Here is a 26831-nt window from a genome sequence, read left to right on the forward strand (position 1 = left end):
CGCCCAGGTGATCACGTAGTTCGGGTAGATCTTCCGAGGACGGCCACCGCCACCTGGTGGAGATCGAGAAGCGGGCGCTGGTCTGCGCCTGCACCGCGTGCGCCCTCCTGTTCGACCGGCCCGGCGCCGCCGGCGGACGCTTCCGCGCCGTCCCCGACCGCTACCTCACCGACCCGGAGCACCGGCTCGACGAAGGTGCCTGGGAACAGCTTCAGATCCCGGTCGGCGTCGCCTTCTTCTTCCGCAACGCCGCCCTCGACCGCCTGGTCGCGCTCTACCCGAGCCCGGCCGGCGCCACCGAGAGCGAACTCGACCCGGCCACCTGGCACCACGTACTCGGCGACGGGGCGCTCGCCCCGCTGCTCGAACCCGACGTGGAAGCGCTGCTGCTGCGCCGGACCGAGGGCCGCACCGAGTGCTACCTCGTGCCCATCGACATCTGCTACGAGCTGGTGGGGCGGATGCGGCTGCTGTGGCAGGGCTTCGACGGCGGGGCCGAGGCGCGCGCCGCGCTGAAGACCTTCTTCGAGCAGGTGGAGCGCCGGGCCGGAGTCCCGGCCGCAGTGGGGGAGGGGCGGCCGTGACCGACTTCACCTTCGCCTGCACCGGGGTGCGCGCCGACCCGTACGCGGCCGGCCCCACCCTCGTGTTCCGGCTGCGCATCACCGCCTCCGCCGCCGTGCCCGGCGAGGCGGTCCGCGTCCACGCCCTCGCGCTGCGCTGCCAGATCCGCATCGAGCCGGCCCGGCGCGGCTACGGCACCGGCGAGGCCGCCGCGCTCCACGACCTGTTCGGTGAGCGGGCCCGCTGGGGAACCACCCTGCAGCCCCTCCAGTTCGCCCAGGTCGCGGTGATGGTCCCCAGCTTCACCGGGGAGACCGAGACCGACGTCGCCGTGCCGTGCACGTACGACATGGACATCGCCGCCGGCCGCTACCTCAGCGCCCTCGAGGACGGCGAGGCACCCCTGCTGATGCTGTTCTCCGGGACGGCCTTCACCGGGGCCGGGGGCTTCCACGTCGAGCCCGTCCCCTGGGACCGCGAAGCCCCGTTCCGGATGCCCGCCGAGGTGTGGCGGGAGATGGTCGAGCAGCACTTCCCGGGCTGCGGCTGGCTGCGGCTGCCCCGCGACACCATGGCGGACCTCCTCGCCTACCGCTCCCGCCACGCGCTCGCCTCCTGGGAGGCGACCGTACGCGCCCTGCTGGACACGGCGGCGCAGGCGCAGCCGTCGCCCCCGGACCCCGCCTGGACCGGCGCCGTACTGCCGCGGGCCGCCGGGAGGACGGCGCCATGACCACGACGGCCCTGCCCGAATCCCGGTTCGCCGTCGCCCGCCAGGTCGCCGACGCCGTCCTCTTCGAGGGCTACGTGCTCTACCCGTACCGGGCCTCGGCGGCGAAGAACCGGCTGCGCTGGCAGTTCGGCGTACTGGTCCCGCCCGCCTGGGGCGCCGCGCACGACGAGCACTCCTTCCAGCGCACCGAGCTGGTGATGGAACCGCGCGGTGCGGCCACCCTCGCCGTCGAGCTGCGCTTCCTGCACGCGCAGCGGCGAACGGTCGAGGAGGCCCGCGCGGACGGCTCGTTCGCGGCCGTGCCCGAGCTGCACCTGCCCGACCGGGTGCTCGTCCCCTGGGACGAGGGCACCGAGGAGCGGGTCGAGATGACCGTCCCCGTCGCGGAGCTGGAGGAGGGCGAGGTCACCCTGCCCTTCGTACGGCCCGCCCGCGAGGAGACCGAACCCGTCCTCGACGCCGCCGGCCGTGAAGTGGGCCGCCTGGTCCGGCACACCGAGCGCGCCGACGGCGTGCTACGGCTGCGCGCCGAGCAACTGGACGTCCCGTACCGGGCGTTCAAGCTCACGGCGGTGGTCGAGAACACGAGCGACTGGGCCCCGGACGCCGACGGCGCCGACCGCGACGCCGCCCTGCCGCGCTCGCTGGTCGCGGCCCACCTCCTGCTGGCCCTCAGCGCCGGATCCTTCCTCTCGATGACCGACCCGCCCGAGTGGGCCAAGGCCTCCGTCGCGACCTGCGCCAACCGGCACACCTGGCCCGTGCTCGCCGGCGAACCCGGCAGCACGGACGTGGTCCTGTCCTCGCCGATCATCCTCGAGGACCACCCCGGCATCGCCCCCGAGAGCATCGGGGCCATGTACGACGCCACCGAGATCGACGAGATCCTCGCCCTGCGCACGGCGGCCCTGACCGACCAGGAGAAGCGGGAGGCCCGCGGGACCGACCCCCGGGCGGCCGCCGTGATCGACCTGGCCGACACCATGCCCCCCGAGGTGCTGGAACGCCTGCACGGCGCCGTCCGGGCCCTCCGGGAGATCACCGGACCCGGTGCGCCGACCCCCGAGTCGTTCCCCGAACGCTTCGACGAGGACGCCGTGTTCAGGCCGGACACCCCCTGGTGGGACCCGGCGCACGCGGACCCCGCCGGCCCGGCGCGCGACCGGATCCTGATCGACGGGACCTCGGTGGGCCCCGGAAGCCGGATCCTCCTGCGGCCGGGCCTGCGGCGCACCGACGCCCAGGACCTGTTCCTCCGGGGCCGCACCGCCCAGGTCGAAGCCGTCCTCCACGACGTGGACGGCGGAGTGCACCTCGCCGTCACCGTCGAGGGCGACCCCGGCGCCGACATCAGGCGCGAACAGGGCCGGTTCCTGTACTTCCAGCCCGACGAGGTCGCCCCCCTGGAGGACGCGTGAGCGGCCGCATCCTGATCGCCGGCATCGGCAACGTCTTCCTCGGCGACGACGGCTTCGGCGTCGAGACCGTCCGGAGGCTGTCCGAGCCCGGGTGCCGGCCGCCCGACCACGTCGAGGTGGCGGACATCGGCGTACGCGGGGTCCACCTCGCCTACCAGCTTCTCGACGGCTACGACACGCTCGTCCTGGTGGACGCCACCGCGCGCGGCGGAGCCCCCGGCACCCTGTACCTGATCGAGGCCGCCGAAGCCGGCTCCATCGCCCCGCAGAGCCCCGTACTCGACGGGCACCAGATGTCGCCCGACGCGGTGCTGGCCCTGCTGGACACCCTGTGCGCCGGAACCGGCGGCACGCCGCCGAGGCGGATCTGGGTCGTCGGCTGCGAACCCGGCTGCCTGGACGAGGGCATCGGCCTGAGCGCCCCGGTGGCCGCAGCGGTCCCGGAGGCCGTACGGATGGTGCTGGACCTGGTCCGCCGCCCGGTCGGGGAACTGCTCGACGAAGAACACAACGCCGCCGCCAACTGAGGAGAACCCCATGAAGAAGGCCATCATCGGCGGCGCGGCCGCCGCCGTCCTCGCCGCCGCACTGACCATGGTGCTTCCCGACATCCAGCGCTATCTGAAGATCCGCCGCATGTGACCCGGCGGGCGGCCGCCCGGCCGCCCGCCGCTCGTAGTCCGCCGCCCCGGAGCCCGAATGGCGTACGGGGCGTCGGCGCGTCGGCGTGCCCGACCGCCCCGTACGGCGCAGGCCGGTCTAATGAGGCCCGGCAGGACGGAGTCCCATGCACGAGATGTCGATCGCCATGGCCGTGGTGGGCCAGGTGGAGGAAGCCGCCGGGGCCGGCGGCGCGACCGCCGTCACCTCCGTCCGGCTCCAGATCGGGGAGTTGGCCGGCGTGGTACCCGACGCCCTCGCCTTCTGCTTCGAACTGGCCTGCGCCGGAACGCTCCTCGAAGGAGCCGAGCTCGTGACGGAGCCGGTCGCCGCCCGCGCGCACTGCCGCGCCTGTACGGGTGACTGGGCGGTCGGCATGCCGCCCCGCCTGCTCTGCCCCGGCTGCGGGCGGGCGACGGAGGTCGAACTCCGCTCCGGGCGCGAGCTGCAGATCCTCAGCGTGCACTGGGAGGACGGCCCCGGCGGCGTCCGGCCCACCGCCCCCACCCGCGAACCGATCTCCGAGGAGCACTGAACCATGTGCCGTGTGGTCGACCTGAAGCAGGCGGTCCTCGCCAAGAACGACTCGGTCGCGCAGTCCCTGCGCGCCGAACTCACCGCCCGCGGCACGACGGTGGTCAATCTGCTGTCCAGCCCGGGGAGCGGGAAGACCGCCCTGCTGGAGCGTGAACTCGGCCTGGCGCGCGAGCGCGGCGTGCCCGTCGCCGCCCTGACCGCCGACCTCGCCACCGAGAACGACGCGGTACGGCTGGCGCGTTCGGGCGTCCCCGTCAAGCAGGTCCTCACCGACGGGCTCTGCCACCTCGAGGCCGGGATGCTGGGCCGCCACCTCGACGGCTGGATGCCCGAGGACACCCGGCTGCTGTTCGTGGAGAACGTCGGCAACCTCGTCTGCCCCGCCTCGTACGACCTGGGGGAGTCGCTGCGCGTCGTCCTGGCTTCGGTGACGGAGGGCGAGGACAAGCCGCTCAAGTACCCGACGGCGTTCGGGCTCGCCCACCTGGTCGTGGTGACGAAGACGGACATCGCGCAGGCCGTGGAGTTCGACGAGGCCGCCTTCCGCGCGCACGTCCAGCAGGTCAACCCCGGGGTGGAGGTGGTGCTGACCTCGGCCCGCGCGGGCGCGGGCGCGGGCGTGCTGCTGGACCGGGCGCTGGCGGTCGGCGACGGCGCCGCGGTGCACGCCCCGGTCATGGCCCGCCAGCACCACACGCACCACCATCACCACGCCCAGAGTCCCGGCCATGACCACGGCGCCGGCCACGACCACGACCACGGTCCCGGGCGCGGCCGCGGGCACGAACACGAGCACGGCCCCGGACAGGAGCACGGCCCCGCCTCCCGGCACACGCCCCCGCACTCCGGCGTGGTGCAGACCCGCTGATGGAAGCCGTACAGCGCCGCCGGGTCGTCGTGCGCGGAGTGGTGCAGGGCGTGGGCTTCCGGCCGTACGTGTACACCCGCGCGACCGGACTCGGCCTCGCCGGGCACGTCACGAACACCCCCGAGGGGGTCGTCGCCGAGGTCGAGGGCGCACCGGCGGCCGTATCGGCCTTCTGCGAGCGGCTCGCGGCCGATGCCCCGCCGCTCGCGGTCGTCGACACCGTCGACCACTGCGAGGTCCCCGTCGCCGGCGGCGCGGGCTTCACCATCGTCGCCTCCCGCTCCGGCGGACCCGCGCGCACCCTCGTCTCCCCGGACGTGGCCACCTGCGCCGACTGCCTCGCGGAGCTGGCCGATCCGGCCGACCGGCACCACCGCCACCCGTTCATCACCTGCACGCACTGCGGACCCCGCTTCACCATCGTCACCGGGCTGCCCTACGACCGGGCGCACACCACCATGGCCCGCTTCCCGATGTGCCCCGACTGTGCCCGCGAATACGCCGACCCCGCCGACCGGCGCTTCCACGCCCAGCCGGTGGCCTGCCCCGCCTGCGGACCCCGGCTGCGCCTCCTCGCCGGGTCGCCGCCGGGCGAGGCGGCCGGCGCCGACCCGGTGGCCGAGGCCCGCCGGCTGCTGGCCGGCGGGGCGATCCTCGCGGTCAAGGGCCTCGGCGGCTACCACCTCGCCTGCGACGCCACCCACGTCGGCGCCGTGGCCGAGCTGCGGCGCCGCAAGGCCCGCGGGGACAAGCCGTTCGCCCTGATGGCCCGCGACCTCGCCGACATCGAGCACCTGGTCCACCTCGGCCCGGCCGAACGGGACCTGCTCACCGGGCCCGTCCGGCCCATCGTCCTGCTGCGCCGCCGCCCCGGAGCCGCCGCGGGGGACCTCGTAGCCGACGCCGTCGCCCCGCGCTGCCCCGACCTCGGCGTGCTGCTCCCGTACACGCCCGTGCACCATCTGCTGCTCGGGCTCCCCGGCGACCCGCCCGGCCCGCGGCTGCTCGTCATGACCAGCGGCAACCTGTCGGGCGAGCCCATCGTCACCGACGACGCCGAGGCCCTGGACCGGCTCGGCCACCTCGCCGACGCCTGGCTCACCCACGACCGCCCCATCCACGTGCCCTGCGACGACTCCGTGGTGCGCGTCTGCGACGGCGAGCCGCTGACCGTGCGCCGCTCGCGCGGGTACGCCCCGCTGCCCCTGCACCTGCCGCTGTCCGTACCGGCCGCGCTCGCCGCCGGGGGAGACCTCAAGAACGCCTTCTGCCTCGGCGAGGGCCGCAAGGCCTGGCTGTCCGCGCACATCGGAGACATGGACGACCTGGCCACGCAGTACGCCTTCGAGCGCGCCGAGCAGCAGCTGGAGTCCATCACCGGCGTGAGCCCCGTCCTGCTCGCCGCCGACCGGCACCCCGGCTACCGCTCCGCCGGATGGGCGCAGCGCGCAGCCGGAGGCCGCCCGCTGGTCCGCGTCCAGCACCACCACGCCCACATCGCCTCCGCGATGGCCGAACACGGCCTCGGCGAAGGCAGCCGCGTCATCGGCATCGCCTTCGACGGCACCGGGTACGGGGACGACGGGGCCGTGTGGGGCGGGGAGGTCCTCCTCGCCGGCTACGGCGGGTACCGCCGGTTCGCCCACCTCGCCTACGTGCCGCTGCCGGGCGGCGACGCCGCCGTACTGCGGCCGTACCGCATGGCCCTGTCCCATCTGCGGGCCGCAGGCATCCCCTGGTCGCCGGACCTGCCCTGTACGGCGGCCTGTCCGCCCGAGGAACTGCGCGTACTGGAACGCCAGTTGGAGCTGGGCCTGCACTGCGCCCCGACCTCCAGCATGGGGCGGCTCTTCGACGCCGTCTCCTCACTGGCGGGCGTCTGCCACCTCGCCGGGTACGAGGCCCAGGCCGCGATCGAGCTGGAGTCCGCCGCCCTCGCGGTGCCCGGGGCGGAGGCGGACGGCCGGTACGCCTTCGCGCTGCACCGCGCAGAACCCGGCGGCGAGACGCCGGTCAGGGCCGACCCGGCCCCCGTCCTGGCGGCGGTCGTGGCCGACGTACGGGCGGGCACGCCCCCCCCGCTGATCGCCGTGCGCTTCCATGCCGCGGTCGCCGGCCTCGTGGGCGCCCTCGCCGCCCTGGCGCGCGAGCGGCACGGGCTCGAGACCGTCGCCCTCACGGGCGGGGTGTTCGCCAACACCGTGCTCTCCTGCGCCTGCGCCCGCGTACTGCGCGAGCGCGGCTTCACCGTACTGCGCCACCACCGCGTCCCGCCGAACGACGGGGGGCTGGCCCTCGGCCAGCTCATGGTGGCGGCCTGCGCCCCGCAAAACCCACAGCAAGGAGAGGGCCATGTGCCTGGCGGTACCCGGCAGAGTGCTTGACATCGGGGAGAAGGACGGCACCCGCATGGCGACCGTCGATTTCGGCGGGGTGGTCAAGGAGGTGTGCCTGGAGTACCTGCCGGACCTCCAGGTCGGCGAGTACGCCATCGTCCACGTCGGCTTCGCCCTCCAGCGCCTCGACGAGGAGTCGGCCCGGCAGACACTCGACCTCTTCGCCCAACTCGGCATGCTCCAGGAGGAGTTCGGCGACCCGTGGGAGCGGGCGGCGGCCGAGGCGGGCGCGCAGGACTGGCCCTTCGCCGACGACATCGCGCAGCAGCAGGCCGGGGACGCCGTACAGGAGGCGCAGCAGCAGTGAAGTACATCGAGGAGTTCCAGGACCCCGAGCTGGCCCGCCGCCTGCTCGACGACATCCACGCGACCGTCACCCGCCCCTGGGCGCTGATGGAGGTCTGCGGCGGCCAGACCCACACCATCATCCGGCACGGCATCGACCAACTGCTGCCCGAACAAGTCGAGTTGATCCACGGTCCGGGCTGCCCGGTGTGCGTGACCCCGCTGGAGGTGATCGACAAGGCGCTGGAGATCGCCTCCCGCCCCGAGGTGATCTTCTGCTCGTTCGGCGACATGCTCCGCGTCCCCGGGACCGGCCGCGACCTCTTCCAGGTGCGCAGCGAAGGCGGCGACGTGCGGGTGGTGTACTCCCCGCTCGACGCCCTGCGGATCGCGCAGCAGAACCCGGCGCGCGAGGTGGTGTTCTTCGGCATCGGCTTCGAAACCACCGCTCCGCCCAACGCCATGACGGTGTATCAGGCGAAGAAGCTCGGCATCGCCAACTTCAGCCTGCTGGTCTCCCACGTCCGGGTCCCCCCGGCCATCGAGGCGATCATGACCTCCCCGAGCTGCCGGGTCCAGGCCTTCCTCGCCGCCGGGCACGTGTGCAGCGTGATGGGCATGGGGGAGTACCCGGAGCTGGCCGCGCGCCACCGGGTCCCCATCGTGGTCACCGGCTTCGAACCGCTGGACATCCTCGAAGGCGTACGCCGGGCCGTACGGCAGCTGGAGCGGGGCGAGCACACCGTCGACAACGCGTACGCCCGTGCCGTCCGCCCGGAGGGGAACCCGGCCGCCCTCGCCATGCTGGAGGACGTCTTCGAGGTCACCGACCGCGCCTGGCGCGGCATCGGCGTCATCCCCGGCAGCGGCTGGCGGCTGTCCCCCCGCTATCGCGCCTACGACGCCGAGCACCGCTTCTCGGTGACGGACATCGCCACGCAGGAACCCGCCGAGTGCCGCAGCGGGGAGGTCCTCCAGGGCCTGATCAAGCCGCACGAGTGCGAGGCCTTCGGCACCACCTGCACCCCGCGCAATCCGCTCGGCGCCACGATGGTCTCCAGCGAGGGCGCGTGCGCCGCGTACTACCTCTACCGGCGCCTCGACCTCGCGCCGGCCCGGACCGCACCGCTGGAGGCGAGCCCCGTTGTCTGAGACCGTGTCCGACACCCTGTCCGACGACCTGTCCGACGCCGGGTCCGACGCCGGGTCCGGGGCCCCGCTCGACGTCACCGGCTGGACCTGTCCCGCCCCGCTGCGCGACCGCCCCCGGGTGGTGATGGGCCACGGAGGCGGCGGCGCGCTCTCCGCCGAGCTCGTCCAGCACGTCTTCGCACCCGCGTTCGGCGGCGAGGTCCTCGCCCGGCTCGGCGACTCCGCAGCGGTCACCCTGGGCGGGGCCCGACTGGCCTTCTCGACCGATTCGTACGTGGTGCGGCCGCTGTTCTTCCCCGGCGGCAGCATCGGCGACCTCGCGGTCAACGGCACGGTCAACGACCTGGCCATGAGCGGAGCCCGGGCCGCCTACCTCTCCTGCGGGTTCATCCTCGAGGAGGGTGTCGAGATCTCGGTCGTGGCCCGGGTCGCCGAGGCCCTCGGGGCGGCCGCGCGCGCCGCGGGCGTCGAGGTGGCGACCGGCGACACCAAGGTCGTGGAGGCCGGCCACGGCGACGGCATCTACCTCAACACCGCGGGTATCGGGCTCATCCCCGACGGGGTGGACCTGCGTCCGCAGCGTGTCGTACCGGGTGACGTGGTCATCGTCAGCGGCGAGATCGGCCTGCACGGCGTGGCCATCATGAGTGTCCGTGAGGGGCTCGGCTTCGGTGTGGAGATCGAGAGCGACTGCGCGGCGCTGGGCGGGCTCGTTCAGGCCATGCTCGCGGTCACCCCCGACCTGCACGTGCTGCGCGATCCCACGCGCGGCGGGCTGGCGGCCGCTCTGAACGAGATCGCGGCCGCCTCGGGCACCGGGGTCGTCGTCCACGAGCGCCGGGTGCCGGTCCCCGAGGCCGTGGGCAACGCCTGCGCGATCCTCGGCCTCGACCCGTTCTACGTGGCGAACGAGGGCAAGCTGGTCGCCTTCGTACCCCGCGAGCACGCCGACGCCGTCCTCGACGCGATGCGCGCCCACCCGCTGGGCCGCCGCGCCACGGTGATCGGCGAGGCGGTCGAGGCCCACCCGGGCCTCGTCGTGGCCCGCACCGGTCTGGGCGGCACCCGCGTGGTCGACCTGCCGATCGGGGAGCAGCTGCCCCGCATCTGCTGACGCCGGGCTGACCCCGGCACGACCCGGATGAGACGGCCCACGACCGCGACGGGGGCGGCCCGAGCACGTCCGGCGCCGCCTGACGGGCTGCTGGGTGGTCAGGCCGCCCGTCGTGCCGCGGTGGCAGCTTCATCCTGCGGCGGTGATCTGTGACATCACGGGAGCTCGGGGATGAACGGGTGATAGTCCTCCGTCTCCGGGGAGGGCAGGACGGCGTAGCTGGCCTCGGGGAGTTCGTTCCACACGCCCGGGAGGTCGCCCAGCGGTTCGGACACCACCAGCCGCGTCGCATCGGAGACCTGCCGCAGGAACGGCAGCTCCGGGTACAGCTGCCGTACGGTCTCGGCCTTGCTGCTGTAGTACAGCGAACGCGACCGGCCCGCGCTGGAGTAGCGGAAGGCCCATACGCGCTCGCCGTCGCTGACCGCGATCGTCATCTGCATCGGGTCGGCCACGCCGTGCTCCTTGCCGAGGCGTTCCACCAGGCCCGTCATCCGGGCGACCGCGCCGGGCACGTCCTGGTCGAGGCCGAACGTGACGGCCAGGTAGAACATCACCTCGGAGTCGGTGGAGCCCTCGATGCACGGGAACAGGGCGGGGTCGACGGCCATGCAGAGGTCGCGCTGCAGGCGGTGGAAGTCGGTGATCGCTCCGTTGTGCATCCACAGCCAGCGGCCGTGCCGGAAGGGGTGGCAGTTCGTCTGCTGAATGGCCGAACCGGTGGTGGCGCGCACATGGGCGAAGAACAGCGTCGAGCGGACGTGGGCGGCTAGCTCCCGCAGGTTGCGGTTGTTCCAGGCGGGGCCGATGTCCCGGAAGATCGCCGGGGTGGCGCCACCGTCGGCGCTGTACCAGCCGATGCCGAAACCGTCGCCGTTGGTCGACTCGACACCCATCTTCGCGTGGAGGCTCTGGTCGATCAGCGAGTGTTCCGGCTGGTAGAGGACCGCGTCGAGCAGCATCGGCGAACCGGAGTAGGCGAGCCATCGACACATCAGCATCATCCCTCTCCTGGGCCTCGTACGAGCCTATCGCGGCCGGGCTCCCACTGCCCCGCGGCCGGGTGCGCCGCAGCCGTCCTGTGTGCATCATCGGCACTGTGCCCGTGCTCGTCGGAACCTCCGGATGGCAGTACCGGGAGTGGGCGGGAGTCCTCTACCCCGCCGACCGGCCGCAACGGCTGTGGCTGGAGGAGTACGGCCGCCACTTCCGCACGGTGGAGAGCAACAGCGCCTTCTACCGGCTGCCCGCGCCGGAGACGTTCGCGGCCTGGCGCGAGCGCACGCCGGACGGATTCGTCTTCGCGGTGAAGGCCAGCCGCTTCCTGACCCACGTCAGACGCCTGCGCGAGCCCGAGGAGCCGGTCCGGCGGCTCATGGCCCACTGCAGCGCCCTCGGCGACCGGATGGGCCCGGTCCTCCTGCAGCTGCCACCCACTCTGCACGCCGACGCACCGGCGCTGGACGCCTGCCTCAGGTGCTTTCCGGCCGGCACGCGGGTGGCGGTGGAGCCCCGGCACGACTCCTGGTGGAACCCGGACGTGCGCTCGGTCCTGACCGAACGCGGGGCGGCGCTCTGCTGGGCGGACAGGGGATCGCGGCCGGTGGCCCCGCTGTGGCGCACCGCCGACTGGGGCTACGTCCGGTTCCACGAGGGCCGGGCGCGGCCGGCGCCGCGGTACGGGGCCACCGCGCTGCGGTCGTGGGCGGGCCGGATCGCCGGCACCTGGCCACGGGACGCGGACGTGTTCGCCTACTTCAACAACGACCGCGGCGGGGCCGCCGTCGAGGACGCCAGGGCCTTCCGGCGGCTGACCTCGCCCTGACGGGCCCGGTCCTCCGGGAGGCCCCGTGGCGGATCTGGTCATTGTCGTGCCCGGCCGCGCGTCGGGATGACGGGCCGGGGCGGGGGAGTGGGGCTGATGGGCGGGGGCGGGGACGGTTGCGGGGGATTGCGGAATTCGGCCAGGGCGTGCGGGCGGGGGGTGTTGTCCGTATCGCGTCCTTCCCAGCACGCATCCGCTGTGGTGGCATGTGCATGCCGAAATGGGAGCCGGTTTCGGTTTCGGTTCCGGTTCCGCAGGACGAAGGAATGGAGAAACGAAGATGTTGCTCCGCAGACTCACCGTCGGCGCGGCGGTGGCGGCGTTATCCGCCCTGGCCGTGCCCGCGCAGGCCAATAGCGCATACACGCCGCCCGGAAGAATCACCGTCGACGTCGTCGGCGTCAACGGCTCGGGATGCCCCCAGGGGACCGCGAGTGTCGCCGCGGCCTCCGACAACACGTCGTTCACCGTCACGTACAGCGACTACCTTGCCCAGGCCGGCTCCGGCTCCGGCGGTACCGAGTTCCGCAAGAACTGTCAGCTCGCCCTGCAGATCCACGTGCCGCAGGGGTTCACGTTCGCCATCGCCCGCGCCGACTACCGCGGCTTCGCCCACCTCCAGCGCGGGGCCTACGGCCAGGAGCGCGCGAACTACTACTTCCAGGGAATGGCGCAGACGGCCCGCACGAGCCACCAGTTCAACGGCCCGTACTCCGACAACTGGCAGGCGAGCGACCAGACCGAGTACGCGGACCTGGTCTGGGCGCCCTGCGGCGAGGAGCGCAACCTCAACGTCAACAGCGAACTGCGCGTCTACTCGGGGACGTCGAACCCGCAGGCCCTGAGCTTCATGAGCATGGACTCGACGGACGGCAGCGTCAGCACGGTCTACCACTTCGCGTGGAAGGAATGTCCCGCGGCCTGACGTGGCGTGAGCGCAGGAAACACCGATTGATGGTCAGGAGTGACAACGATGTCTCATCCCCTGTCTCGCACCCTGCTCACCGGCGGCGCGGCGGCCGTGCTGATCGCCACGGCGGCGACCTCGGCCGGAGCCACCGGCCATGCCCCGCAGATCACCGCACCCCCCGACAAGATCGTGATCGAACTCGCCACGGTGAACGGATCCGGCTGCCGGGAAGGCACCGCCGAAGTGGCCGTCGCGCCGGACAACACGGCCTTCACGGTCACCTACAGTGAGTACCTCGCGCAGGTGGGACCCAGTGCGCCGCCGACGGCATTCCGCAAGAACTGCCAGCTCAATCTCCGCGTCCACGTTCCTTCGGGATTCACCTACGCGATCGTCCAGGCGGACTACCGCGGATTCGCATTTCTCCAGCCCGGTGCGTGGGGGCAGGAGCGGGCGAACTACTACTTCCAGGGAATGCCCCAGACGACTCAGCGCACCCATCAGTTCAACGGGCCGCACAACGACAACTGGCAGGCGACCGACCGCACGGAGTATGCGGATCTGGTCTGGGCGCCGTGTGGTGAGAAACGAAACTTCAACATCAATACGGAACTGCGCGTGAATGCGGGCACGTCCAACCCGCAGACCTCCACCAGCTTCATGGCCATGGACTCCACGGACACGAGCGTGAGCACCCTCTACCACCTCGCGTGGCAGGTCTGCCCCACCCCGAAACGGCCCACCCCCTGACGGCCCGCTCCCGCTCGCGCCCCCGCCTGCGCCTCTGACGGCGTGCACTGTACCCGGCGGAATCGCCGGGTACAGCGCATGGGCCTCATGGTGCGCTCACGTCAGGGGGCGCAGCCGGGACGAGGCGTGGGGGGCCGTCGCCGGGAGGGCTGCGACGGGGACGGGGGCGGACGTGTGGGCGCTGCCCGCCTGCCAGGCCCGCCAGCCCAGATTCCAGTCGCCGAAGCCGTTGTCGAACGGCGCCATCGGCTCGCCGCCGCTGTTCACCACCTGCACGATGTCCCCCTCGCGTACCGTCTGGAAGAACCAGGCGGCGTCCGCCGTGCTCATGCCCGTACAGCCGTGGCTCACGTTCTCCTCGCCCTGCGCCTCGACCGACCAGGGTGCGGCGTGCACGTACTCGCCGCTCCACGTCACCCGCGTCGCGTAGAACACCGGCAGGTCGTAGAACTCGCTCGTGCCGGGCTTGATGCCGACGGTGTCCCCGCGCATCCGCACCTGGTACTCCTTGCCCAGCACGACCTTGACGCCGGTACGGGTCCGGAACCCCGCCTTGCCGGTGGTGACCGGGATCGTCCGGATGACCCGGCCGTTGCGGCGTACGGTCATCTTGTGGGCGGCGGAGTCGGTGACCGCCTCGATCCGGTCCCCGATGGTGAACTCCGCGGAGCCGGAGGGGCCGCCGTAGTCGTGGTCGCCGACCTCGACCCCGTCGAGACCGCTCGTCATGTGCACCTCGGCGTGCGCCGGCCAGTACGTACGCGGCCGGTAGTGCAGCGTCGAGTCGTCCACCCAGTGCCAGCCGCCCTCGACCGCCGGCTCCGAGGTCACCTGGAGTGCCCGCTCCACCCGCGCCCGGGAGGTCCGGTCGGCGGCGGGAACCGGCCGGCTCAAGGCAGCCGTCACGATCTGTCCCGCGCCGTACGTGCCGGGCCGCGGCCCGAACTCCACCGTGAGCCTGCCCTCGTCCGGGGCCGGGGAGGTCCGGAACGCCATGGTCACGCCGACCGGTGTGCCGGCCGCGTCCTGCGCGCCGACGCGGACGGTGTAGAGCTCGCCGGCCCGCAGCGGCTCGGTGTTGGTCCAGTGGCGGCTCCTCGGGGCGAGTTCGCCGCCCACGTAGCGCCCGTGCCCGTCGCGGACGGTGACATCGGTGAGCTGCCCCGCTTCGGCGAGCGCGATCTCGAGCGGACCTCCGGAGTTCGTGGGGAGGACGACCGTCCGCGCCGGCCCGCCGGCCTCGCGGGACGCGGGCCCCCGCAGCACCGACCCGGCTCCCCGGGCGGTGGCCCGTACGCGCTGCTGCCGCCAGCCGGTGCACAGGCCGTCCCGGAAGCCCTCCACCGCGCACCGGGCGGCGATGCCGCCGTCCCCCTCGTCCAGGGCCCGGCCGACCAGCAGGGTCACGGAGGCCTCGGGGCTGCCGTCCTTGGGCCCCTCGGCGTCCTGCTCCGGCGCCCGGCCCGGCGCCGCCGCGACGGCGAGGGCGGCGCCGGTCATGGCGGCCACCACACTCCACGCCCTGCTCCGTCGTGCCCGTCGTTCCTGTTGTGCACGGTGCGTCGATGACATCGCCACGCAGCCTTTCCCAGCTCGCCCACGGCCCGTTGGGAGCATCAAAACGATTGCGCGGCTAAATGATGATCATGCGCCCGGCCGGTGCGACCGAACGGGCACGCAAGAGAACTCGTACGGAGCAACGTCGGCGGCCCGGCGGCCACTTGCCGGTGCGGCCGCAGGCGCGATCAGGGCAGCGGCCGGACCCGGACCACGCGGGCCGGGTCCTGGCCGCCGCCGGAGGCCAGGATGCGTACCTCGTCCTGGTCGCTGATCTCCGCCCGGACGATGCCGGTCGCGTCCGTGTAGACCGGGTGGCCGCCCGGGCCGGCCTGGCCGGTGGCCGTCACCACGACGACGTCCTCGCTCGTGTCCGGTCCCTCGGAGAACACCAGCTCGTAGCGCTCGGAACTCATCCGTGCCCTCCTCTGCCGGGCGTAAGAGCGTCCCCCACCTCCATGATGCGCGCGGCGGCCGGTCCGCGCCGCTTACGCGTGGACGACGGCGTACCTGCCGCGGGCCTTCGCGCCGTCCGGCAGCGTCCAGTCCGCGGTGACGTGCCCCAGCGGCTGCCCGGCGGTGTCGGCCTCCTCCGGTGCGGGACGCAGGACGCGCTGCACGCTGATGGTCAGCTTCCCGGCAGGCGTCTGCACGAGCAGATCGGACGTGTCACGCCCGGCGGACACGTCCAGGAGCGCGACCGGCCCCGGGTGGCCGGCCCCGGCGGACCAGCCCGTGACGGTCGGGTCGGGCATGCCGCTCTCGCTCTGGGCCTGCGGTTCCGCCTCGCCGAGCACGAGCGCGTACAGCCGGTCCACGAGGACCGGGTCGTGGGTCCCGTCGTAGATCCACCGGCGCCCCAGCACCCCGTGCTCGGAGGTGCCGATGAGGGCGTGCTCCGCCCCGTCGAGCGGGGCTCCCCGGTAGGTGAGCGGTACGTGGTAGGTGACCGGCCGGTCTCCCGCACCGTCGGTGACCGCCATGAACTCGATCCCGACCTCGCCCTGCGGGTCGTCGAGACGGAAGCCCCCGGCCTTGGCCGGCTGGGGCGCGCTTCCCGCGTCCGGGCTCTGGTACCAGGGTTGAGCGGGAAGCCAGGAAGCGAGCAGCTCCAGCTTGCCGGGGGTCATCGTGGTCCGGTGGACGACGGCCATGGTGCGGCACCTCTCTCGGTTGACTGGTGATCATCCTGCCACCGGCGTCGCCGCGGCCTCAGGTTGCGTCCGGCTTAAGCGGCGGCGGCATCTGTGCCAAGTGCTGTACACCCCCGGTGAACAGGCAGGAAACTCAAAGGAGTTGGCGTTGACGGGCACTGCTCTACGCGCGTCATCATGGGCCGCATGAGAATCCCCCCACGCTTCGTGGCCCTCGCCGGCGCCGCGGCAGTCGCCGCCGCCCTCCTCGCCGGACCGGCCGCCTCGGCGGCCCCCGCTCCCGCCTCCGCGCCCGTCTCCGTCGCCGCGGCCGCCTCGGCCTCGGTCGGCAGCATCTGCTACTCGGCGCTGCCGTCCCAGGCGCACGACACCCTCGACCTCATCGACCAGGGCGGGCCGTTCCCCTACTCGCAGGACGGCGTCGTCTTCCAGAACCGCGAGGGGCTGCTGCCGATCCACGGCACCGGCTACTACCACGAGTACACCGTCATCACCCCCGGCTCGCCGACGCGCGGGGCACGGCGGATCATCACCGGACAGCAGTGGGAGGAGGACTACTACACCTCCGACCACTACGCGACGTTCCGGCGCGTCAACTTCGGCTGCTGAGCAGCCTGTCCGCACGCCGTCCCGGCGGGCCCTGGAGCGGGAACCCCCGCTCCGGGCGCCCGCCTCCGGGCGGTGTCATTCGAACCGCGTGGTGTCGCCCGCTCCCCGCCGTACGATCTCGGCGTCGCCACCGGAGAAGTCGATGACGGTGGTCGGCTCGGTGCCGCAGTCGCCCGAGTCGACCACGATGTCGACCAGGTAGTCGAGCCGCTCCTTGATCTCCCAGCCCTGGGTCAGCGGCTCGGGCTCGTCGGGCAGGAGCAGGGTGCTGGACAGCAGAGGCTCACCGAGGTCGGCGAGCAGGGCCTGGGTCACCGCGTGGTCGGGAATGCGTACGCCGACCGTCTTCTTCTTGGGGTGCAGCAGCTGGCGCGGCACTTCCTTCGTCGCGGGAAGGATGAAGGTGTAACTGCCGGGCGTGGACGCCTTGATCGCGCGGAACACGTCGTTGTCGATCTGTACGAACTGGCCCAGCTGGGCGAAGTTCTCGCACACCAGCGTGAAGTGGTGCCGGTCGTCGAGGTTGCGGATGGACCGGATCCGGGCGAGGCCCTCACGGTTGCCGAGCTGGCAGCCCAGCGCGTAGCAGGAGTCCGTGGGGTACGCGACGAGCGCGCCGGAGCGGATGCTGTCAGCGACACTGCCGATGGTGCGCTGCTGGGGGTTTTCGGGGTGCACGTCGAGGTACTTGGCCATTGGCCGAGCCTACGCGATCAGGCCACCGCCGGACGATCGACCGGCGACCCGCGGTACGGCATCACGGACCCGGCGCAAGATCACCGCCCGGTACGGGGCGGCCGGCCGGGCCGGACGTCCAGCCCTGCCGGTGGAGGCGTTCGAAGCCGTCCAGGAGGAGGTCCAGCGCGAACTCGAACTCGAACTGATCGTCGCAGCCGCGGCCCACGACGGAGTCCCCGTCGTGGGCCGCGGCCATGGCCAGTTCCGTGACGTGGGGGTAGGCCGCCGCGGCCTCCGGGGGAATGGTCGCCCGCCCCTGCGGATCCGGGTCCGGGGGGGCGTCGAACAGCTCCTGGGTGAACCCCAGGATGCGGCTGCCGAGCGCGTGCATCACGTGGTGGGTGAGATCGACCGAGAAACCGCCGGTGCGGAACATTCCGATCACCGAGTCCATGTACGCGAGCACCGCCGGGGTCGGGCCGGAGCGCGACCGGATCACCTGAGCCGCCCACGGATGCCCCAGCAGGGCCGCTCGCGCCGAGAGGATCCGCTGCCGCACCGCGCTCCGCCAGTCGGCCCCGGGGGCCGGGGGATCGATCTCGCCCACCACGGTCTCCACCATGCCGTCCAGGAGCTGTTCCTTGTTGGCGACGTGCTTGTAGAGCGCCATCGGCACCACCCCCAGCTCCTGGGCGAGCCTGCGCATGCTCAGTGCCTCGATCCCGATGCCGTCGGCCAGCGCGACGGCGGCGCGCAGCACCCGGTCCCTGCTCAGTGGCGCCCGGTGCGCTGCTTCCGTCTGCCGGGTCATTTCGATCAGCTCCCTCGTGGTCAATCCGCGGGCCGGACTCCCGGCTTGACGAGTGTACGGCGTACACCTAACGTACTCCTCAGGTGTACGCCGTACACCTGAGGAGAAGGGTCGGTTCCGCATGAGCTCAACCAGGAAGACCGCCGTCGTCACCGGTGTGCTGTTCCTCGTCACCGAGGCCGCCGCGATCGCCGGACTCACGCTGTACGGCCCTGTGCTGCACGACGCCGGCTATGTCGTCGGCCCCGGTGCCGACACCCGGGTGTTCCTCGGAGCGCTGTTCGAGTTCGTCCTCGCGCTGGCGGTCGTCGGCACCGGTGTCGCCCTGTTCCCGGTCCTCAAGCGACAGAACGAAGGCGCCGCGCTCGGCTACGTCTGCGGGCGCCTGCTGGAGGCCGCCGTCATCGTGGTCGGCATCATCAGCGTGCTGTCGGTGGTGACGTTGCGGAGGGAATCCGCGGGAGCGGCGAGCGGCGACGCCCCGTCTCTCGTCACGGCCGCCGACACGCTCGTGGCGATTCACGACTGGACGTTCCTCTTCGGGCCCAACTTCGTCCTGGGAGCGAACACCCTGGTACTGGCCTGCCTGATGTACCGCTCACGCCTCGTCCCGCGGCCCATCGCCGTGCTGGGACTGGTCGGCGGCGCCATGATCTGCGCCTCGGCGGCCGCCGTGCTGTTCGGCCTCTACGAGCAGGTCTCGGTCGCCGGATCGCTCGCCGCCCTCCCGGTGTTCGGCTGGGAGGTGACCTTGGCCGTCTGGCTCCTCGCCAAGGGGTTCACCCGGCCCGTTCAGCCCCCGAACACCTCCGAGAAGTGGGCGAGCAGCCCCGAAGAGGTCGGCGGGCACAGCCTGGCGCCGAGGTAGCCGTCCGGCCGGACCACGAACGCCGCAGGCTCCCGCACGCCGTACATCCGGGCGAACTCGCCCCGGCCGTCCCGGTACACGGGTACCGGCGTCGCCCGGTCGGCCTCGGTCTCGGCGAGGATCGCGCACACCCCGACCCGGCCCGTCGCGAAACCGCGCACCGCGGAGGTGAGTTCGGCGAGGCTGCCCAGCGCCGGGCCGGGCCCGTACAGCAGCAGCATGTGCTCGCGGCCGCGCAGCAGGTCGTACAGCCGCAGTGGATGGGCGGCGATGTGCCCGGCGAGCCCGCCGCAGTCCGGTGCCCGGTCGCCGGGCCGCGGCCCGGGCCCGCCGTCCGGCTCCGCCCGCTGCACCAGGGGGCTGCCCCGGTAGCCGACGAGCAGCTGCGCCTGGCGCATCATCAGCGTCTGCGCGTCCTCCGGATCGGCCTGGACGCCCTCGGCGGAGTGCCGCACGGTACGGCCGACGACCTCCTCGCCCACCGGCCGGCGCTCGGCGTCGTAACTCGCGAGCAGCCCCGGAGCCGCGGCACCCTCCACGGCCAGCGCCAGCTTCCAGGCCAGGTTCCAGGCGTCCTGGATCCCGGTGTTCATGCCCTGCGCACCGGTCGGCGGGTGGATGTGCGCCGCGTCCCCGGCCACGAAGACCCGCCCGTCCCCGTACCGGTCCACCAGCCGGTGGCTGATCCGGAACACGGAGGACCAGCGCATGGCCGACGCCGTCGTGGGCTGCGGCGACATCCGGTCCAGGACGGCCTGGATGTGGCCGAGTTCGGGCGCCCGGCCGCCCTCCAGGCCGTGCGCCACCGCGTCACCGCCCTGCGGCGGAGCGGCGGAGAGCTCGGGCGGCACCATCATCGACACCCGGTAGCGGCAGGCGCCCGGCAGCGGGATGCACACCAGCACGTCGTCGACGGCGCCCTCGGCATCGCGGTGCATGGCCCGCACCCCGTACCCGTACGGCAGGTCCCAGTCGACCTCCACGTCGGCGAGCATGAACTCCTCGGGGAAGGCGCCTCCCTCGAAGCTCAGGCCGAGCCCCTTGCGGACGATGCTGTGGGCGCCGTCGCAGCCGACCAGGAACCGGGTCCGGACCTCCTCCTCCCCGGAGGGAGTGGCGAGCCGGCAGGTCACCCCGTCGGCGTCCTGGGCGAACGACACCAGCTCGGTGCCCCGCTCGATGCGCGTCCCGAAGCGCTCCAGGAACTCCTCGATGATCCGCTCTGTTTCGTACTGCGGCAGCGCGGCGAAGCCGTACGGCACCTCGGGCGGCAGCACCAGGTCCAGCCGGGGCTGCTCGACGCCGTTCACGTACGTCAGCTGCCCGCGCATCGGGACGGCCGCCTCCAAGGCGGCCCGGACGAAGCCCATCCGGTCCCAGATCTCCAGGGTCCGCGGCTGGATACCCACCGCCTTCGCGTACGGCAGCCGCGCCGGGAGCCGGTCGACGACACGGCAGGCGATCCCGCGCCGCCGCAGCTCGGCGGCCGCCGTCAGCCCGACCGGGCCGGCGCCTGCCACCAGGACGTCCGCGGCCGCTCCATCGGTGTGCACCATCGGTTCCTCCCGGGCGGGGTCCCCGAACGAACGGATCTCTCTCCATGGTGGCCCGGGGGCCCGAACCCGGCGATCGCGGCGACCGCGGCCACGACGACGTCCTGCGCGGCGCCGCGGGCCGAGGGGATCAGGGTCGGCACATCGAGCGCCGCGCTCCGCAGGCGGGCGGGGATACCGGCCGGCCGGCGGACCGACCGGTACCGGCCCGTTCCTCAGTCGCCGATGTCCCGGCGGCGGAAGTCGTCCAGCGTCTCGCGGCGTACGAGCAGGCGGGCCGCGCCGTCGTCGACCGCGACGACCGGGGGACGGCCGACCATGTTGTAGCCGGAGGCCATGGACAGCTGGTACGCGCCCGCCACGGGGACGGCCAGGAGGTCTCCGGGGCGGACGTCGCCGGGCAGTCGTACGTCGGCGGCGAGGATGTCGCCCGCCTCGCAGTGGCGGCCGACGACGGTGGCCGTGCAGGGACCGGCGGTGGAGTGGCGGCCGATCAGGCGGGGTGCGTAGCGCACCCCGTACAAGGCGGGGCGGGGGTTGTCGCTCATGCCGCCGTCCACGGCCACGAACAACCGGTCCCCGGTGCGTTTCACGGAGAGGACCCGGTAGAGCGCCACCCCGGCGGGGCCGACGATGGCCCGGCCGGGCTCGATGGCGAGCCGGGGCACGGGCAGTCCGGCCGCCGCGCAGCTCTCGACGAGCTCGGCGCGGAGTCTGCGGGCGAGGGCGGTGAGGTCGAGCGCGGGCTCGCCGGGGCGGTACGCGATGCCGTGGCCGCCGCCCATGTCCAGCTCGGGGAGCGCGATGCCGTGGGCCTCGCGGATGCGGGCCATCAGGCCCACCACGCGGCGCAGCGCGCACACGTACGGTTTGACCTCGGTGATCTGGGAGCCGATGTGGCAGTGCAGGCCGACGAGTTCGAGCTGTGGCCGGCCGAGGATCCGGGTGATGGCGTGCTGCGCGGAGCCGTCGGTGAGGGACAGGCCGAACTTCTGGCCGTCGGTGCCGGTGCGGATCTTCTCGTGGCCGCCGGCCGAGATGCCGGGGACCACGCGGACCAGTACCTTCTGGTGCCCGTTCGGGCCGACGGCGGCGGCCAGGCGGGCGATCTCCGACGGGCCGTCGATGACGATCCGGCCGACGCCGAGCCGTAGCGCCGTTTCGATGTCGCGGGGCGATTTGGCGTTGCCGTGCAGGAGGATGCGGTCCGGCGGGAACCCGGCGGTGACGGCGAGTTCGAGCTCGCCGGCCGAGCAGACGTCGAGACCCAGGCCTTCCTCGGCGATCCGGTGGACCATGGCCCGGGACAGGAAGGCCTTGGCGGCGTAGAGCACTTCGGCGTCGGGGAAGGCGTGGCGATAGGTGCGGCAGCGCGCTCGCACCTCGCCCTCGTCCAGTACGTAGGCCGGGGTGTCGAAGCGGCTGGCGATCTCGGTCAGCGAGACCCCGCCGACCGCGAGGCCGCCGTGCGGCAGCCGGGTCGTCGACGCCGGCCAGACGGACAGCTCGTCCGCGTCGGCGGCGAGCTCGGACCGTGTGGCAGTGGTCATGGAACTCTCCCCCCTCAGACGGCCCGGGCCGGGAGCCGGCCCGGCTGGCGCGGTTCCGCCGGAGCGGCCGCCGGGGCGGCCGGCGCAGCCGAGAGCGTCGGATCGATGGTGACCAGGCCCGCGCCGAGCGGTTCGCACAGCTCGCGCAGCAGGGACTCCGACAGCCGGATGTACGGCCGGCCCTCGCCGAGCGTGGCCGCCAGCCGGTCCGTGCTGGTGAAACCGACGGCCGTCCGGGCGCCCAGCGGAGTGCGGAACAGCCGGATCACCGCCTCCGCTCCTCTTCCCGGCCGGACGGGTACGTACAGAAGCCCGGCCGGGACCCGTTCCTCGGGCTCGGGATCGTCTTCGTACCGGAACAGACACATGGGGCCCTCCCTGAGGAACCACGAGAAGCGACGGGTGACGCCCCGAGCGCGGGGAGGCGGTCCGGGGCGCGACACCGAAGCTATCCCCGCGCGCCCACCCTTCGCGTCGCTCCCTGACGCCACCTTGACGGCGAGCGGCCGACTTCATACACGCCGCTGACGCGCGCCGGGCCACGGCATAAGAAACCCGTCAGGGTTCCGGCTCCGGCTCCGGCTCCGGAACCCGAAGCCCGTCGGCAGGGCTCCCGACCCGTCGACGGCAGACGGCCCGCTCGGTGTTCACACCCTCCGAGCGGGGCCGGTACGTGCGCGGTCAGCTGCCGACGTAGGCGGCGAGGTGCTCGCCCGTGAGCGTCGAGCGGGCGGCGACGAGGTCGGCGGGTGTGCCCTCGAAGACGATCCGGCCGCCGTCGTGGCCGGCGCCGGGGCCGAGGTCGATGATCCAGTCGGCGTGCGCCATGACCGCTTGGTGGTGCTCGACGACGATGACCGACTTCCCGGAGTCGACGAGCCGGTCGAGCAGGCCGAGCAGCTGCTCGACGTCGGCGAGGTGCAGGCCGTTGGTGGGCTCGTCGAGGACGTAGACGCCGCCCTTGTCGGACAGATGGGTGGCCAGCTTGAGCCGCTGCCGCTCCCCGCCGGACAGGGTGGTGAGCGGCTGGCCGAGGCTGAGGTAGCCGAGCCCGACGTCGGCGAGCCTGACCAGGATGCGGTGCGCGGCCGGAGTGTGGGCCTCGCCGGCGCCGAAGAACTCCTCGGCCTCGGTCACCGACATCGCCAGCACCTCGCTGATGTCGCGTCCGCCGAGGTGGTACTCCAGCACCGACGCCTGGTACCGCTTCCCCTCGCACTCCTCGCACGGGGTGGCGACGCCGGCCATCATCGCCAGGTCGGTGTAGATGACGCCCGCGCCGTTGCACGTGGGGCAGGCGCCCTCGGAGTTGGCGCTGAACAGCGCCGGTTTCACGCCGTTGGCCTTCGCGAACGCCTTGCGGATCGGGTCGAGCAGTCCGGTGTACGTCGCCGGGTTGCTCCGCCGCGAGCCGCGGATCGCGGTCTGGTCGATCGACACCACGCCCTCGCCGGAAGCCCCCGACCGGACAGGCAGTGATCCGTGTACGAGCGAGCTCTTGCCGGAACCGGCGACGCCGGTGACGACCGCGAGCACCCCGAGCGGGATGTCGACGTCGACGTCCTTCAGGTTGTTCGCCGTCGCGCCGCGGATCTCCAGCGTGCCGGTGGGCGTACGCACCTTCTCCTTGACGCGGGCCCGGTCGTCGAGGTGGCGGCCGGTGAGCGTGCCGCCGGCCCGCAGCCCCTCGACGGTGCCCTCGAAGCAGACGGCGCCGCCCGCTTGACCTGCGCCGGGGCCGAGGTCGACGACATGGTCGGCGATCGCGATCATCTCCGGCTTGTGCTCCACGACGAGCACCGTGTTGCCCTTGTCCCGCAGCCGCAACAGCAGGCCGTTCATCCGCTGGATGTCATGGGGGTGCAGGCCGGCCGTGGGCTCGTCGAAGACGTACGTGACGTCGGTGAGCGAGGAGCCGAGGTGGCGGATCATCTTGACGCGCTGCGCCTCGCCGCCGGACAGCGTGCCCGCCGGCCGGTCGAGCGCGAGGTAGCCGAGCCCGATCTCCACGAACGAGTCGAGGGTCTGCCGCAGCGCGGCGAGCAGCGGCGCCACCGAGGGCTCGTCGAGGCCGCGGACCCATTCGGCCAGGTCGCTGATCTGCATCGAGCATGCGTCGGCGATGCTGATCCGCTCGATCTTCGACGACCGGGCCCCCTCGCTGAGCCGGGTGCCGTCGCATTCGGGGCAGGTGGTGAAGGTGACCGCCCGCTCCACGAACGCCCGGATGTGCGGCTGCATCGCCTCCTTGTCCTTGGACAGCATCGACTTCTGCAGCTTGGGGATCAGCCCCTCGTAGGTGAGGTTGACGCCGTTGACCTTCACCTTGACCGGCTCCCCGTAGAGGAAGTCCTGCATCTCCTTCTTGGTGTACTTGCGGATCGGCTTGTCCGGGTCGACGAAGCCGGACTGGGCGTAGACCTGCACGGTCCACTGGCTGTCCGACGTCCAGCCGGGGATGGTGAACGCGCCCTCGGCGAGCGACTTGGAGTCGTCGTAGAGCTGGGTGAGATCGATGTCGGAGACGCAACCGCGGCCCTCGCAGCGGGTGCACATGCCGCCGGTGCGGTTGAAGGTCGCCTTCACCGTCTTCCTGGCGCCGCGCTCGACGGTGATCGCACCGCTCGCCCGGACGGAGGGGACGTTGAAGGCGTACGCGCTGGGCGGCCCGATGTGCGGTGTGCCGAGTCGGCTGAAGAGGATGCGGAGCATCGCGTTGGCGTCGGTGGCGGTGCCGACGGTGGAGCGGGGGTCGGCGCCCATCCGCTGCTGGTCGACGATGATCGCGGTCGTCAGTCCCTCGAGGACGTCGACCTCGGGCCGCGCCAGCGTCGGCATGAAGCCCTGCACGAAGGCGCTGTAGGTCTCGTTGATCAGCCGCTGCGACTCCGCGGCGATCGTGTCGAACACCAGGGAGCTCTTGCCCGAGCCGGAGACGCCGGTGAACACCGTCAGGCGGCGCTTCGGGAGCTCGATGCTGACGTCCTTGAGATTGTTCTCGCGCGCGCCGTGCACGCGGATCAGGTCGTGGCTGTCGGCGCCGTGCAGCGCAGGCGACTGCGTATCCGTCCTCGTGGCCTTGCCCATCGTGTCTCCATCTGCTTCGCGGGCCCGCCTTCACGGTCTCTGCCGCCGTCGCCCGGCTCGATCCAACCAGCTTCCGGCACGTACGTCCGGTCCTTCTGCGCTTCGGCCCGTGCAGCCTCTGACGGCCCCGGCCACGCTGTCCTGTGACGGCCGGGGCCGTCAGAGGACAGCGGCGGTCATCGGTCCTGGAGCAGCCCGAGGACGTTGCCGTCGGGGTCGGTGACGGTGGCCACCAGGCGGCCGCCACCGACGTCGCGGGCGGGCTCCTTCACGGTGGCACCCGCGGCGGTCACCTCGGCGAGCTTCGCCTCGATGTCCGGCACGTGCCAGTAGGCCACCGGTGAGGTCATGCCCTGCGGTCCACCGGACGGCACCAGCCCGATGTGCTGGCCCGCGGTCTCGAAGCCGACGTAGTAGGACTCGTCGGTCTGGGGCGGTACGCCGAGCAGCGCGGCGTAGACCTCCTTGGCCTTCGCCAGGTCGGAGACGGGATGCAGCACGGTCTTGATTCCCTGGGTGGAAGAGCTGGTCATGGTCACTCCTGACGTCGCGGGGGTGCGGGGACGGTGACGTCCATGGCGATCACGCTAGCTGTGGCCGGCGGGCCCGCGCTTCTCGAATCCTGATCGGTCCGGTCGCCCGCTCCCCACCGTTCCCCACCGGTTCCCTGGTTCTCACCGGCCGCCGTGGTGGGCCAGGGCCGCGTGCGGGTCGCCGTGGTCGGCGGTGTGGTCGATGTGCACGGTGGCGGCGGTCAGCCGGGGCACGGCGTGGATGAGCGCGTGCTCGGCTTCGACGGCCAGGGCGTGCGCCTGCACCACCGTGAGGTGCGGGTCGACGACGATGTCGGCCTCGGCGCGCAGCGCGTGCCCGATCCACCGCATGCGCACCTGCCCGGTGCCCCGTACGCCGGTCACGGCGAGCAGCGCGTCGTGCGCGGCGTCGACCAGGGCCGGATCGACCGAGTCCATCAGGCGCCGGCAGACCTCGCGCGCGGCATCCCGCACCACCATGAGGATGGCCGCGGTGATGAACAGGCCGACGACCGGGTCGGCGCTCTGCCAGCCGATCGCGGCGCCGCCGGCGCCGAGGAGGACGGCGAGGGAGGTGAACCCGTCGGTGCGGGCGTGCAGGCCGTCGGCGACGAGCGCGGCGGAACCGATCCGGCGGCCGGTGCGGATCCGCTGCCGGGCCACCCATTCGTTGCCGAGGAAGCCGACCACCGCGGCGCCCGCGACGGCCCACAGTCCGGTGATCTCGCGGGGGTGGAGGAGCCGGTCCACGGCCTGGTAGGCGGCCAGGGCGCAGGAGGCGGCGATGGTGAGGACGACGACGATGCCGGCCAGGTCCTCGGCGCGGCCGTAGCCGTAGGTGTAGCGGCGGTTCGCCGCGCGCCGTCCGAGGACGAAGGCGATGCCGAGGGGTACCGCGGTCAGTGCGTCGGCGGCGTTGTGGACCGTGTCGCCGAGCAGGGCCACCGACCCGGACAGGGCGACGACTGCGGCCTGGACGGCCGTGGTCAGGCCCAGGACGCCCAGGGACAGCCACAGCGTGCGCATGCCCTGGCGGGAGGTCTCCATCACCGGATCGACCTTGTCCGTCGCCGCGTGGCCGTGTGGGGCGAACGCGTGGGCGAGACGGGCGAGCCGGCGGCGGAGCCCCGCCCGGGACGATCCGTCGTGGTGCTCGTGGTGCTCGTGGTGGTGGCTCACAGCGCGCTCGCTTTCGACGAGGACGACAGGGAAGGGGTGG

The 26831-nt window shown here is 72.9% G+C and carries 27 protein-coding genes; 15 read left to right on the forward strand and 12 right to left on the reverse strand.

The window, feature by feature from the left end; translation table 11 throughout:
• Positions 1 to 53 precede the first annotated feature (53 nt).
• The 10 genes from AB0I68_RS25480 (at position 54) to hypE (ending at position 9727) form a co-directional block, all read left to right on the forward strand.
• The gene (locus AB0I68_RS25480) at positions 54 to 584 is read left to right on the forward strand and encodes a DUF5947 family protein (RefSeq protein ID WP_363179774.1); all 531 of its coding nucleotides are present in this window, start codon (positions 54 to 56) and stop codon (positions 582 to 584) included.
• Positions 581 to 1297 (forward strand): DUF6084 family protein, encoded by a 717-nt coding sequence (locus AB0I68_RS25485; protein ID WP_363179676.1) that lies wholly within the window; start codon positions 581 to 583, stop codon positions 1295 to 1297. Before AB0I68_RS25480 ends, AB0I68_RS25485 begins: the two co-directional genes overlap by 4 nt.
• Positions 1294 to 2715, forward strand: a complete 1422-nt coding sequence (locus AB0I68_RS25490; protein ID WP_363179677.1) for a hypothetical protein — start codon at positions 1294 to 1296, stop codon at positions 2713 to 2715. The genes AB0I68_RS25485 and AB0I68_RS25490 overlap by 4 nt, the downstream gene beginning before the upstream one ends.
• Positions 2712 to 3242 carry a hydrogenase maturation protease gene (locus tag AB0I68_RS25495; RefSeq protein WP_363179678.1) on the forward strand — a complete coding sequence of 177 codons (531 nt, stop codon included), beginning with the start codon at positions 2712 to 2714 and terminating at the stop codon, positions 3240 to 3242. Before AB0I68_RS25490 ends, AB0I68_RS25495 begins: the two co-directional genes overlap by 4 nt.
• Before the next feature lie 260 nt (positions 3243 to 3502).
• Positions 3503 to 3910, forward strand: a complete 408-nt coding sequence (locus tag AB0I68_RS25500; protein ID WP_363179679.1) for a hydrogenase maturation nickel metallochaperone HypA — start codon at positions 3503 to 3505, stop codon at positions 3908 to 3910.
• Between the two features lie 3 nt (positions 3911 to 3913).
• Positions 3914 to 4780 carry a hydrogenase nickel incorporation protein HypB gene (gene hypB, locus AB0I68_RS25505; RefSeq protein ID WP_363179680.1) on the forward strand — a complete coding sequence of 289 codons (867 nt, stop codon included), beginning with the start codon at positions 3914 to 3916 and terminating at the stop codon, positions 4778 to 4780.
• Positions 4780 to 7164: a carbamoyltransferase HypF gene (hypF, locus tag AB0I68_RS25510; protein ID WP_363179681.1), complete on the forward strand. Its 2385-nt coding sequence runs from the start codon at positions 4780 to 4782 to the stop codon at positions 7162 to 7164. Before hypB ends, hypF begins: the two co-directional genes overlap by 1 nt.
• Positions 7133 to 7483 carry a HypC/HybG/HupF family hydrogenase formation chaperone gene (locus AB0I68_RS25515; RefSeq protein WP_352212733.1) on the forward strand — a complete coding sequence of 117 codons (351 nt, stop codon included), beginning with the start codon at positions 7133 to 7135 and terminating at the stop codon, positions 7481 to 7483. Before hypF ends, AB0I68_RS25515 begins: the two co-directional genes overlap by 32 nt.
• Positions 7480 to 8613, forward strand: coding sequence for a hydrogenase formation protein HypD (gene hypD / locus AB0I68_RS25520; protein ID WP_363179682.1), 1134 nt, complete (start codon positions 7480 to 7482; stop codon positions 8611 to 8613). The genes AB0I68_RS25515 and hypD overlap by 4 nt, the downstream gene beginning before the upstream one ends.
• A 124-nt stretch (positions 8614 to 8737) precedes the next feature.
• Positions 8738 to 9727 carry a hydrogenase expression/formation protein HypE gene (hypE, locus tag AB0I68_RS25525; RefSeq protein ID WP_363179775.1) on the forward strand — a complete coding sequence of 330 codons (990 nt, stop codon included), beginning with the start codon at positions 8738 to 8740 and terminating at the stop codon, positions 9725 to 9727.
• A 155-nt stretch (positions 9728 to 9882) separates the two neighbouring features.
• Here hypE and AB0I68_RS25530 read toward each other — a convergent pair whose 3' ends face one another.
• Positions 9883 to 10722, reverse strand: a complete 840-nt coding sequence (locus tag AB0I68_RS25530) for a class II glutamine amidotransferase (protein WP_363179776.1) — start codon at positions 10720 to 10722, stop codon at positions 9883 to 9885.
• Between the two features lie 104 nt (positions 10723 to 10826).
• On the opposite strand from AB0I68_RS25530, the gene AB0I68_RS25535 reads away from it, so the two are divergent.
• The 3 genes from AB0I68_RS25535 (at position 10827) to AB0I68_RS25545 (ending at position 13212) form a co-directional block, all read left to right on the forward strand.
• The gene (locus AB0I68_RS25535; RefSeq protein WP_363179683.1) at positions 10827 to 11552 is read left to right on the forward strand and encodes a DUF72 domain-containing protein; all 726 of its coding nucleotides are present in this window, start codon (positions 10827 to 10829) and stop codon (positions 11550 to 11552) included.
• 280 nt (positions 11553 to 11832) lie between these two features.
• A complete protein-coding gene (locus AB0I68_RS25540; protein ID WP_363179684.1) occupies positions 11833 to 12477 on the forward strand; it encodes a DUF4360 domain-containing protein in 645 nt (214 codons plus the stop codon).
• Between the two features lie 60 nt (positions 12478 to 12537).
• Positions 12538 to 13212: a DUF4360 domain-containing protein gene (locus AB0I68_RS25545; protein WP_363179777.1), complete on the forward strand. Its 675-nt coding sequence runs from the start codon at positions 12538 to 12540 to the stop codon at positions 13210 to 13212.
• A 96-nt stretch (positions 13213 to 13308) separates the two neighbouring features.
• Here the strand turns inward: AB0I68_RS25545 and AB0I68_RS25550 are convergent, their stop codons facing one another.
• The 3 genes from AB0I68_RS25550 to AB0I68_RS25560 form a co-directional block, all read right to left on the reverse strand.
• Positions 13309 to 14712, reverse strand: coding sequence for an Ig-like domain-containing protein (locus AB0I68_RS25550; RefSeq protein ID WP_363179685.1), 1404 nt, complete (start codon positions 14710 to 14712; stop codon positions 13309 to 13311).
• Between the two features lie 245 nt (positions 14713 to 14957).
• Positions 14958 to 15185: a DUF6296 family protein gene (locus tag AB0I68_RS25555; protein ID WP_363179686.1), complete on the reverse strand. Its 228-nt coding sequence runs from the start codon at positions 15183 to 15185 to the stop codon at positions 14958 to 14960.
• A gap of 72 nt (positions 15186 to 15257) precedes the next feature.
• The gene (locus tag AB0I68_RS25560) at positions 15258 to 15923 is read right to left on the reverse strand and encodes a 1,4-alpha-glucan branching protein (protein WP_363179687.1); all 666 of its coding nucleotides are present in this window, start codon (positions 15921 to 15923) and stop codon (positions 15258 to 15260) included.
• A gap of 186 nt (positions 15924 to 16109) precedes the next feature.
• Here AB0I68_RS25560 and AB0I68_RS25565 point away from each other — a divergent pair, with 186 nt between their 5' ends.
• On the forward strand, positions 16110 to 16532 hold the full coding sequence (locus tag AB0I68_RS25565; protein WP_363179688.1) for a ribonuclease domain-containing protein: 423 nt from the start codon (positions 16110 to 16112) through the stop codon (positions 16530 to 16532).
• Positions 16533 to 16607: 75 nt separating this feature from the next.
• Here AB0I68_RS25565 and AB0I68_RS25570 read toward each other — a convergent pair whose 3' ends face one another.
• Together AB0I68_RS25570 and AB0I68_RS25575 are read right to left on the reverse strand one after the other, a co-directional pair.
• A complete protein-coding gene (locus AB0I68_RS25570) occupies positions 16608 to 17228 on the reverse strand; it encodes an L-threonylcarbamoyladenylate synthase (protein ID WP_363179689.1) in 621 nt (206 codons plus the stop codon).
• Positions 17229 to 17289: 61 nt separating this feature from the next.
• The gene (locus AB0I68_RS25575; protein ID WP_363179690.1) at positions 17290 to 18021 is read right to left on the reverse strand and encodes a TetR/AcrR family transcriptional regulator C-terminal domain-containing protein; all 732 of its coding nucleotides are present in this window, start codon (positions 18019 to 18021) and stop codon (positions 17290 to 17292) included.
• A 121-nt stretch (positions 18022 to 18142) separates the two neighbouring features.
• Here AB0I68_RS25575 and AB0I68_RS25580 point away from each other — a divergent pair, with 121 nt between their 5' ends.
• Positions 18143 to 18889, forward strand: coding sequence for a DUF4386 domain-containing protein (locus AB0I68_RS25580; RefSeq protein WP_363179691.1), 747 nt, complete (start codon positions 18143 to 18145; stop codon positions 18887 to 18889).
• Here AB0I68_RS25580 and AB0I68_RS25585 read toward each other — a convergent pair.
• From AB0I68_RS25585 to AB0I68_RS25610, 6 genes are all read right to left on the reverse strand, one after another.
• A complete protein-coding gene (locus AB0I68_RS25585) occupies positions 18814 to 20445 on the reverse strand; it encodes an FAD-dependent monooxygenase (protein ID WP_363179692.1) in 1632 nt (543 codons plus the stop codon). The two genes, AB0I68_RS25580 and AB0I68_RS25585, sit on opposite strands and share 76 nt — an antisense overlap.
• Positions 20446 to 20657: 212 nt before the next feature.
• Complete coding sequence (lysA, locus tag AB0I68_RS25590) at positions 20658 to 21992, reverse strand: diaminopimelate decarboxylase (protein WP_363179693.1); 1335 nt, start codon at positions 21990 to 21992, stop codon at positions 20658 to 20660.
• Positions 21993 to 22006: 14 nt separating this feature from the next.
• Positions 22007 to 22360 carry an SAV_915 family protein gene (locus AB0I68_RS25595; protein ID WP_363179694.1) on the reverse strand — a complete coding sequence of 118 codons (354 nt, stop codon included), beginning with the start codon at positions 22358 to 22360 and terminating at the stop codon, positions 22007 to 22009.
• Between the two features lie 313 nt (positions 22361 to 22673).
• Positions 22674 to 25079 carry an excinuclease ABC subunit UvrA gene (locus tag AB0I68_RS25600; RefSeq protein WP_363179695.1) on the reverse strand — a complete coding sequence of 802 codons (2406 nt, stop codon included), beginning with the start codon at positions 25077 to 25079 and terminating at the stop codon, positions 22674 to 22676.
• Positions 25080 to 25255: 176 nt separating this feature from the next.
• The gene (locus AB0I68_RS25605) at positions 25256 to 25612 is read right to left on the reverse strand and encodes a VOC family protein (protein ID WP_363179696.1); all 357 of its coding nucleotides are present in this window, start codon (positions 25610 to 25612) and stop codon (positions 25256 to 25258) included.
• Positions 25613 to 25753: 141 nt separating this feature from the next.
• Positions 25754 to 26791 (reverse strand): cation diffusion facilitator family transporter, encoded by a 1038-nt coding sequence (locus tag AB0I68_RS25610; protein ID WP_363179778.1) that lies wholly within the window; start codon positions 26789 to 26791, stop codon positions 25754 to 25756.
• Between the last annotated feature and the right edge of the window lie 40 nt (positions 26792 to 26831).

It is taken from the genome of Streptomyces sp. NPDC050448, assembly GCF_040655295.1.
In the GTDB taxonomy this organism is placed as follows: Bacteria; Actinomycetota; Actinomycetes; order Streptomycetales; family Streptomycetaceae; genus Streptomyces.

Excerpts from the sequence above, each read along its gene's own strand:
- AB0I68_RS25595 (WP_363179694.1), bottom strand. The coding sequence starts at position 22,360 with ATGTGTCTGTTCCGGTACGAAGACGATCCCGAGCCCGAGGAACGGGTC.
- AB0I68_RS25570 (WP_363179689.1), bottom strand. The coding sequence starts at position 17,228 with ATGGCCAAGTACCTCGACGTGCACCCCGAAAACCCCCAGCAGCGCACC.
- AB0I68_RS25605 (WP_363179696.1), bottom strand. The coding sequence starts at position 25,612 with ATGACCAGCTCTTCCACCCAGGGAATCAAGACCGTGCTGCATCCCGTC.
- AB0I68_RS25555 (WP_363179686.1), bottom strand. The coding sequence starts at position 15,185 with ATGAGTTCCGAGCGCTACGAGCTGGTGTTCTCCGAGGGACCGGACACG.
- AB0I68_RS25550 (WP_363179685.1), bottom strand. The coding sequence starts at position 14,712 with ATGACCGGCGCCGCCCTCGCCGTCGCGGCGGCGCCGGGCCGGGCGCCG.
- hypF (WP_363179681.1), top strand. The coding sequence starts at position 4,780 with ATGGAAGCCGTACAGCGCCGCCGGGTCGTCGTGCGCGGAGTGGTGCAG.
- AB0I68_RS25585 (WP_363179692.1), bottom strand. The coding sequence starts at position 20,445 with ATGGTGCACACCGATGGAGCGGCCGCGGACGTCCTGGTGGCAGGCGCC.
- AB0I68_RS25560 (WP_363179687.1), bottom strand. The coding sequence starts at position 15,923 with ATGGCCGTCGTCCACCGGACCACGATGACCCCCGGCAAGCTGGAGCTG.
- AB0I68_RS25530 (WP_363179776.1), bottom strand. The coding sequence starts at position 10,722 with ATGTGTCGATGGCTCGCCTACTCCGGTTCGCCGATGCTGCTCGACGCG.
- AB0I68_RS25580 (WP_363179691.1), top strand. The coding sequence starts at position 18,143 with ATGAGCTCAACCAGGAAGACCGCCGTCGTCACCGGTGTGCTGTTCCTC.
- AB0I68_RS25490 (WP_363179677.1), top strand. The coding sequence starts at position 1,294 with ATGACCACGACGGCCCTGCCCGAATCCCGGTTCGCCGTCGCCCGCCAG.
- AB0I68_RS25565 (WP_363179688.1), top strand. The coding sequence starts at position 16,110 with ATGAGAATCCCCCCACGCTTCGTGGCCCTCGCCGGCGCCGCGGCAGTC.
- hypE (WP_363179775.1), top strand. The coding sequence starts at position 8,738 with ATGGGCCACGGAGGCGGCGGCGCGCTCTCCGCCGAGCTCGTCCAGCAC.
- AB0I68_RS25540 (WP_363179684.1), top strand. The coding sequence starts at position 11,833 with ATGTTGCTCCGCAGACTCACCGTCGGCGCGGCGGTGGCGGCGTTATCC.
- AB0I68_RS25500 (WP_363179679.1), top strand. The coding sequence starts at position 3,503 with ATGCACGAGATGTCGATCGCCATGGCCGTGGTGGGCCAGGTGGAGGAA.
- AB0I68_RS25600 (WP_363179695.1), bottom strand. The coding sequence starts at position 25,079 with ATGGGCAAGGCCACGAGGACGGATACGCAGTCGCCTGCGCTGCACGGC.
- AB0I68_RS25575 (WP_363179690.1), bottom strand. The coding sequence starts at position 18,021 with ATGACCCGGCAGACGGAAGCAGCGCACCGGGCGCCACTGAGCAGGGAC.
- lysA (WP_363179693.1), bottom strand. The coding sequence starts at position 21,992 with ATGACCACTGCCACACGGTCCGAGCTCGCCGCCGACGCGGACGAGCTG.
- hypB (WP_363179680.1), top strand. The coding sequence starts at position 3,914 with ATGTGCCGTGTGGTCGACCTGAAGCAGGCGGTCCTCGCCAAGAACGAC.
- AB0I68_RS25515 (WP_352212733.1), top strand. The coding sequence starts at position 7,133 with ATGTGCCTGGCGGTACCCGGCAGAGTGCTTGACATCGGGGAGAAGGAC.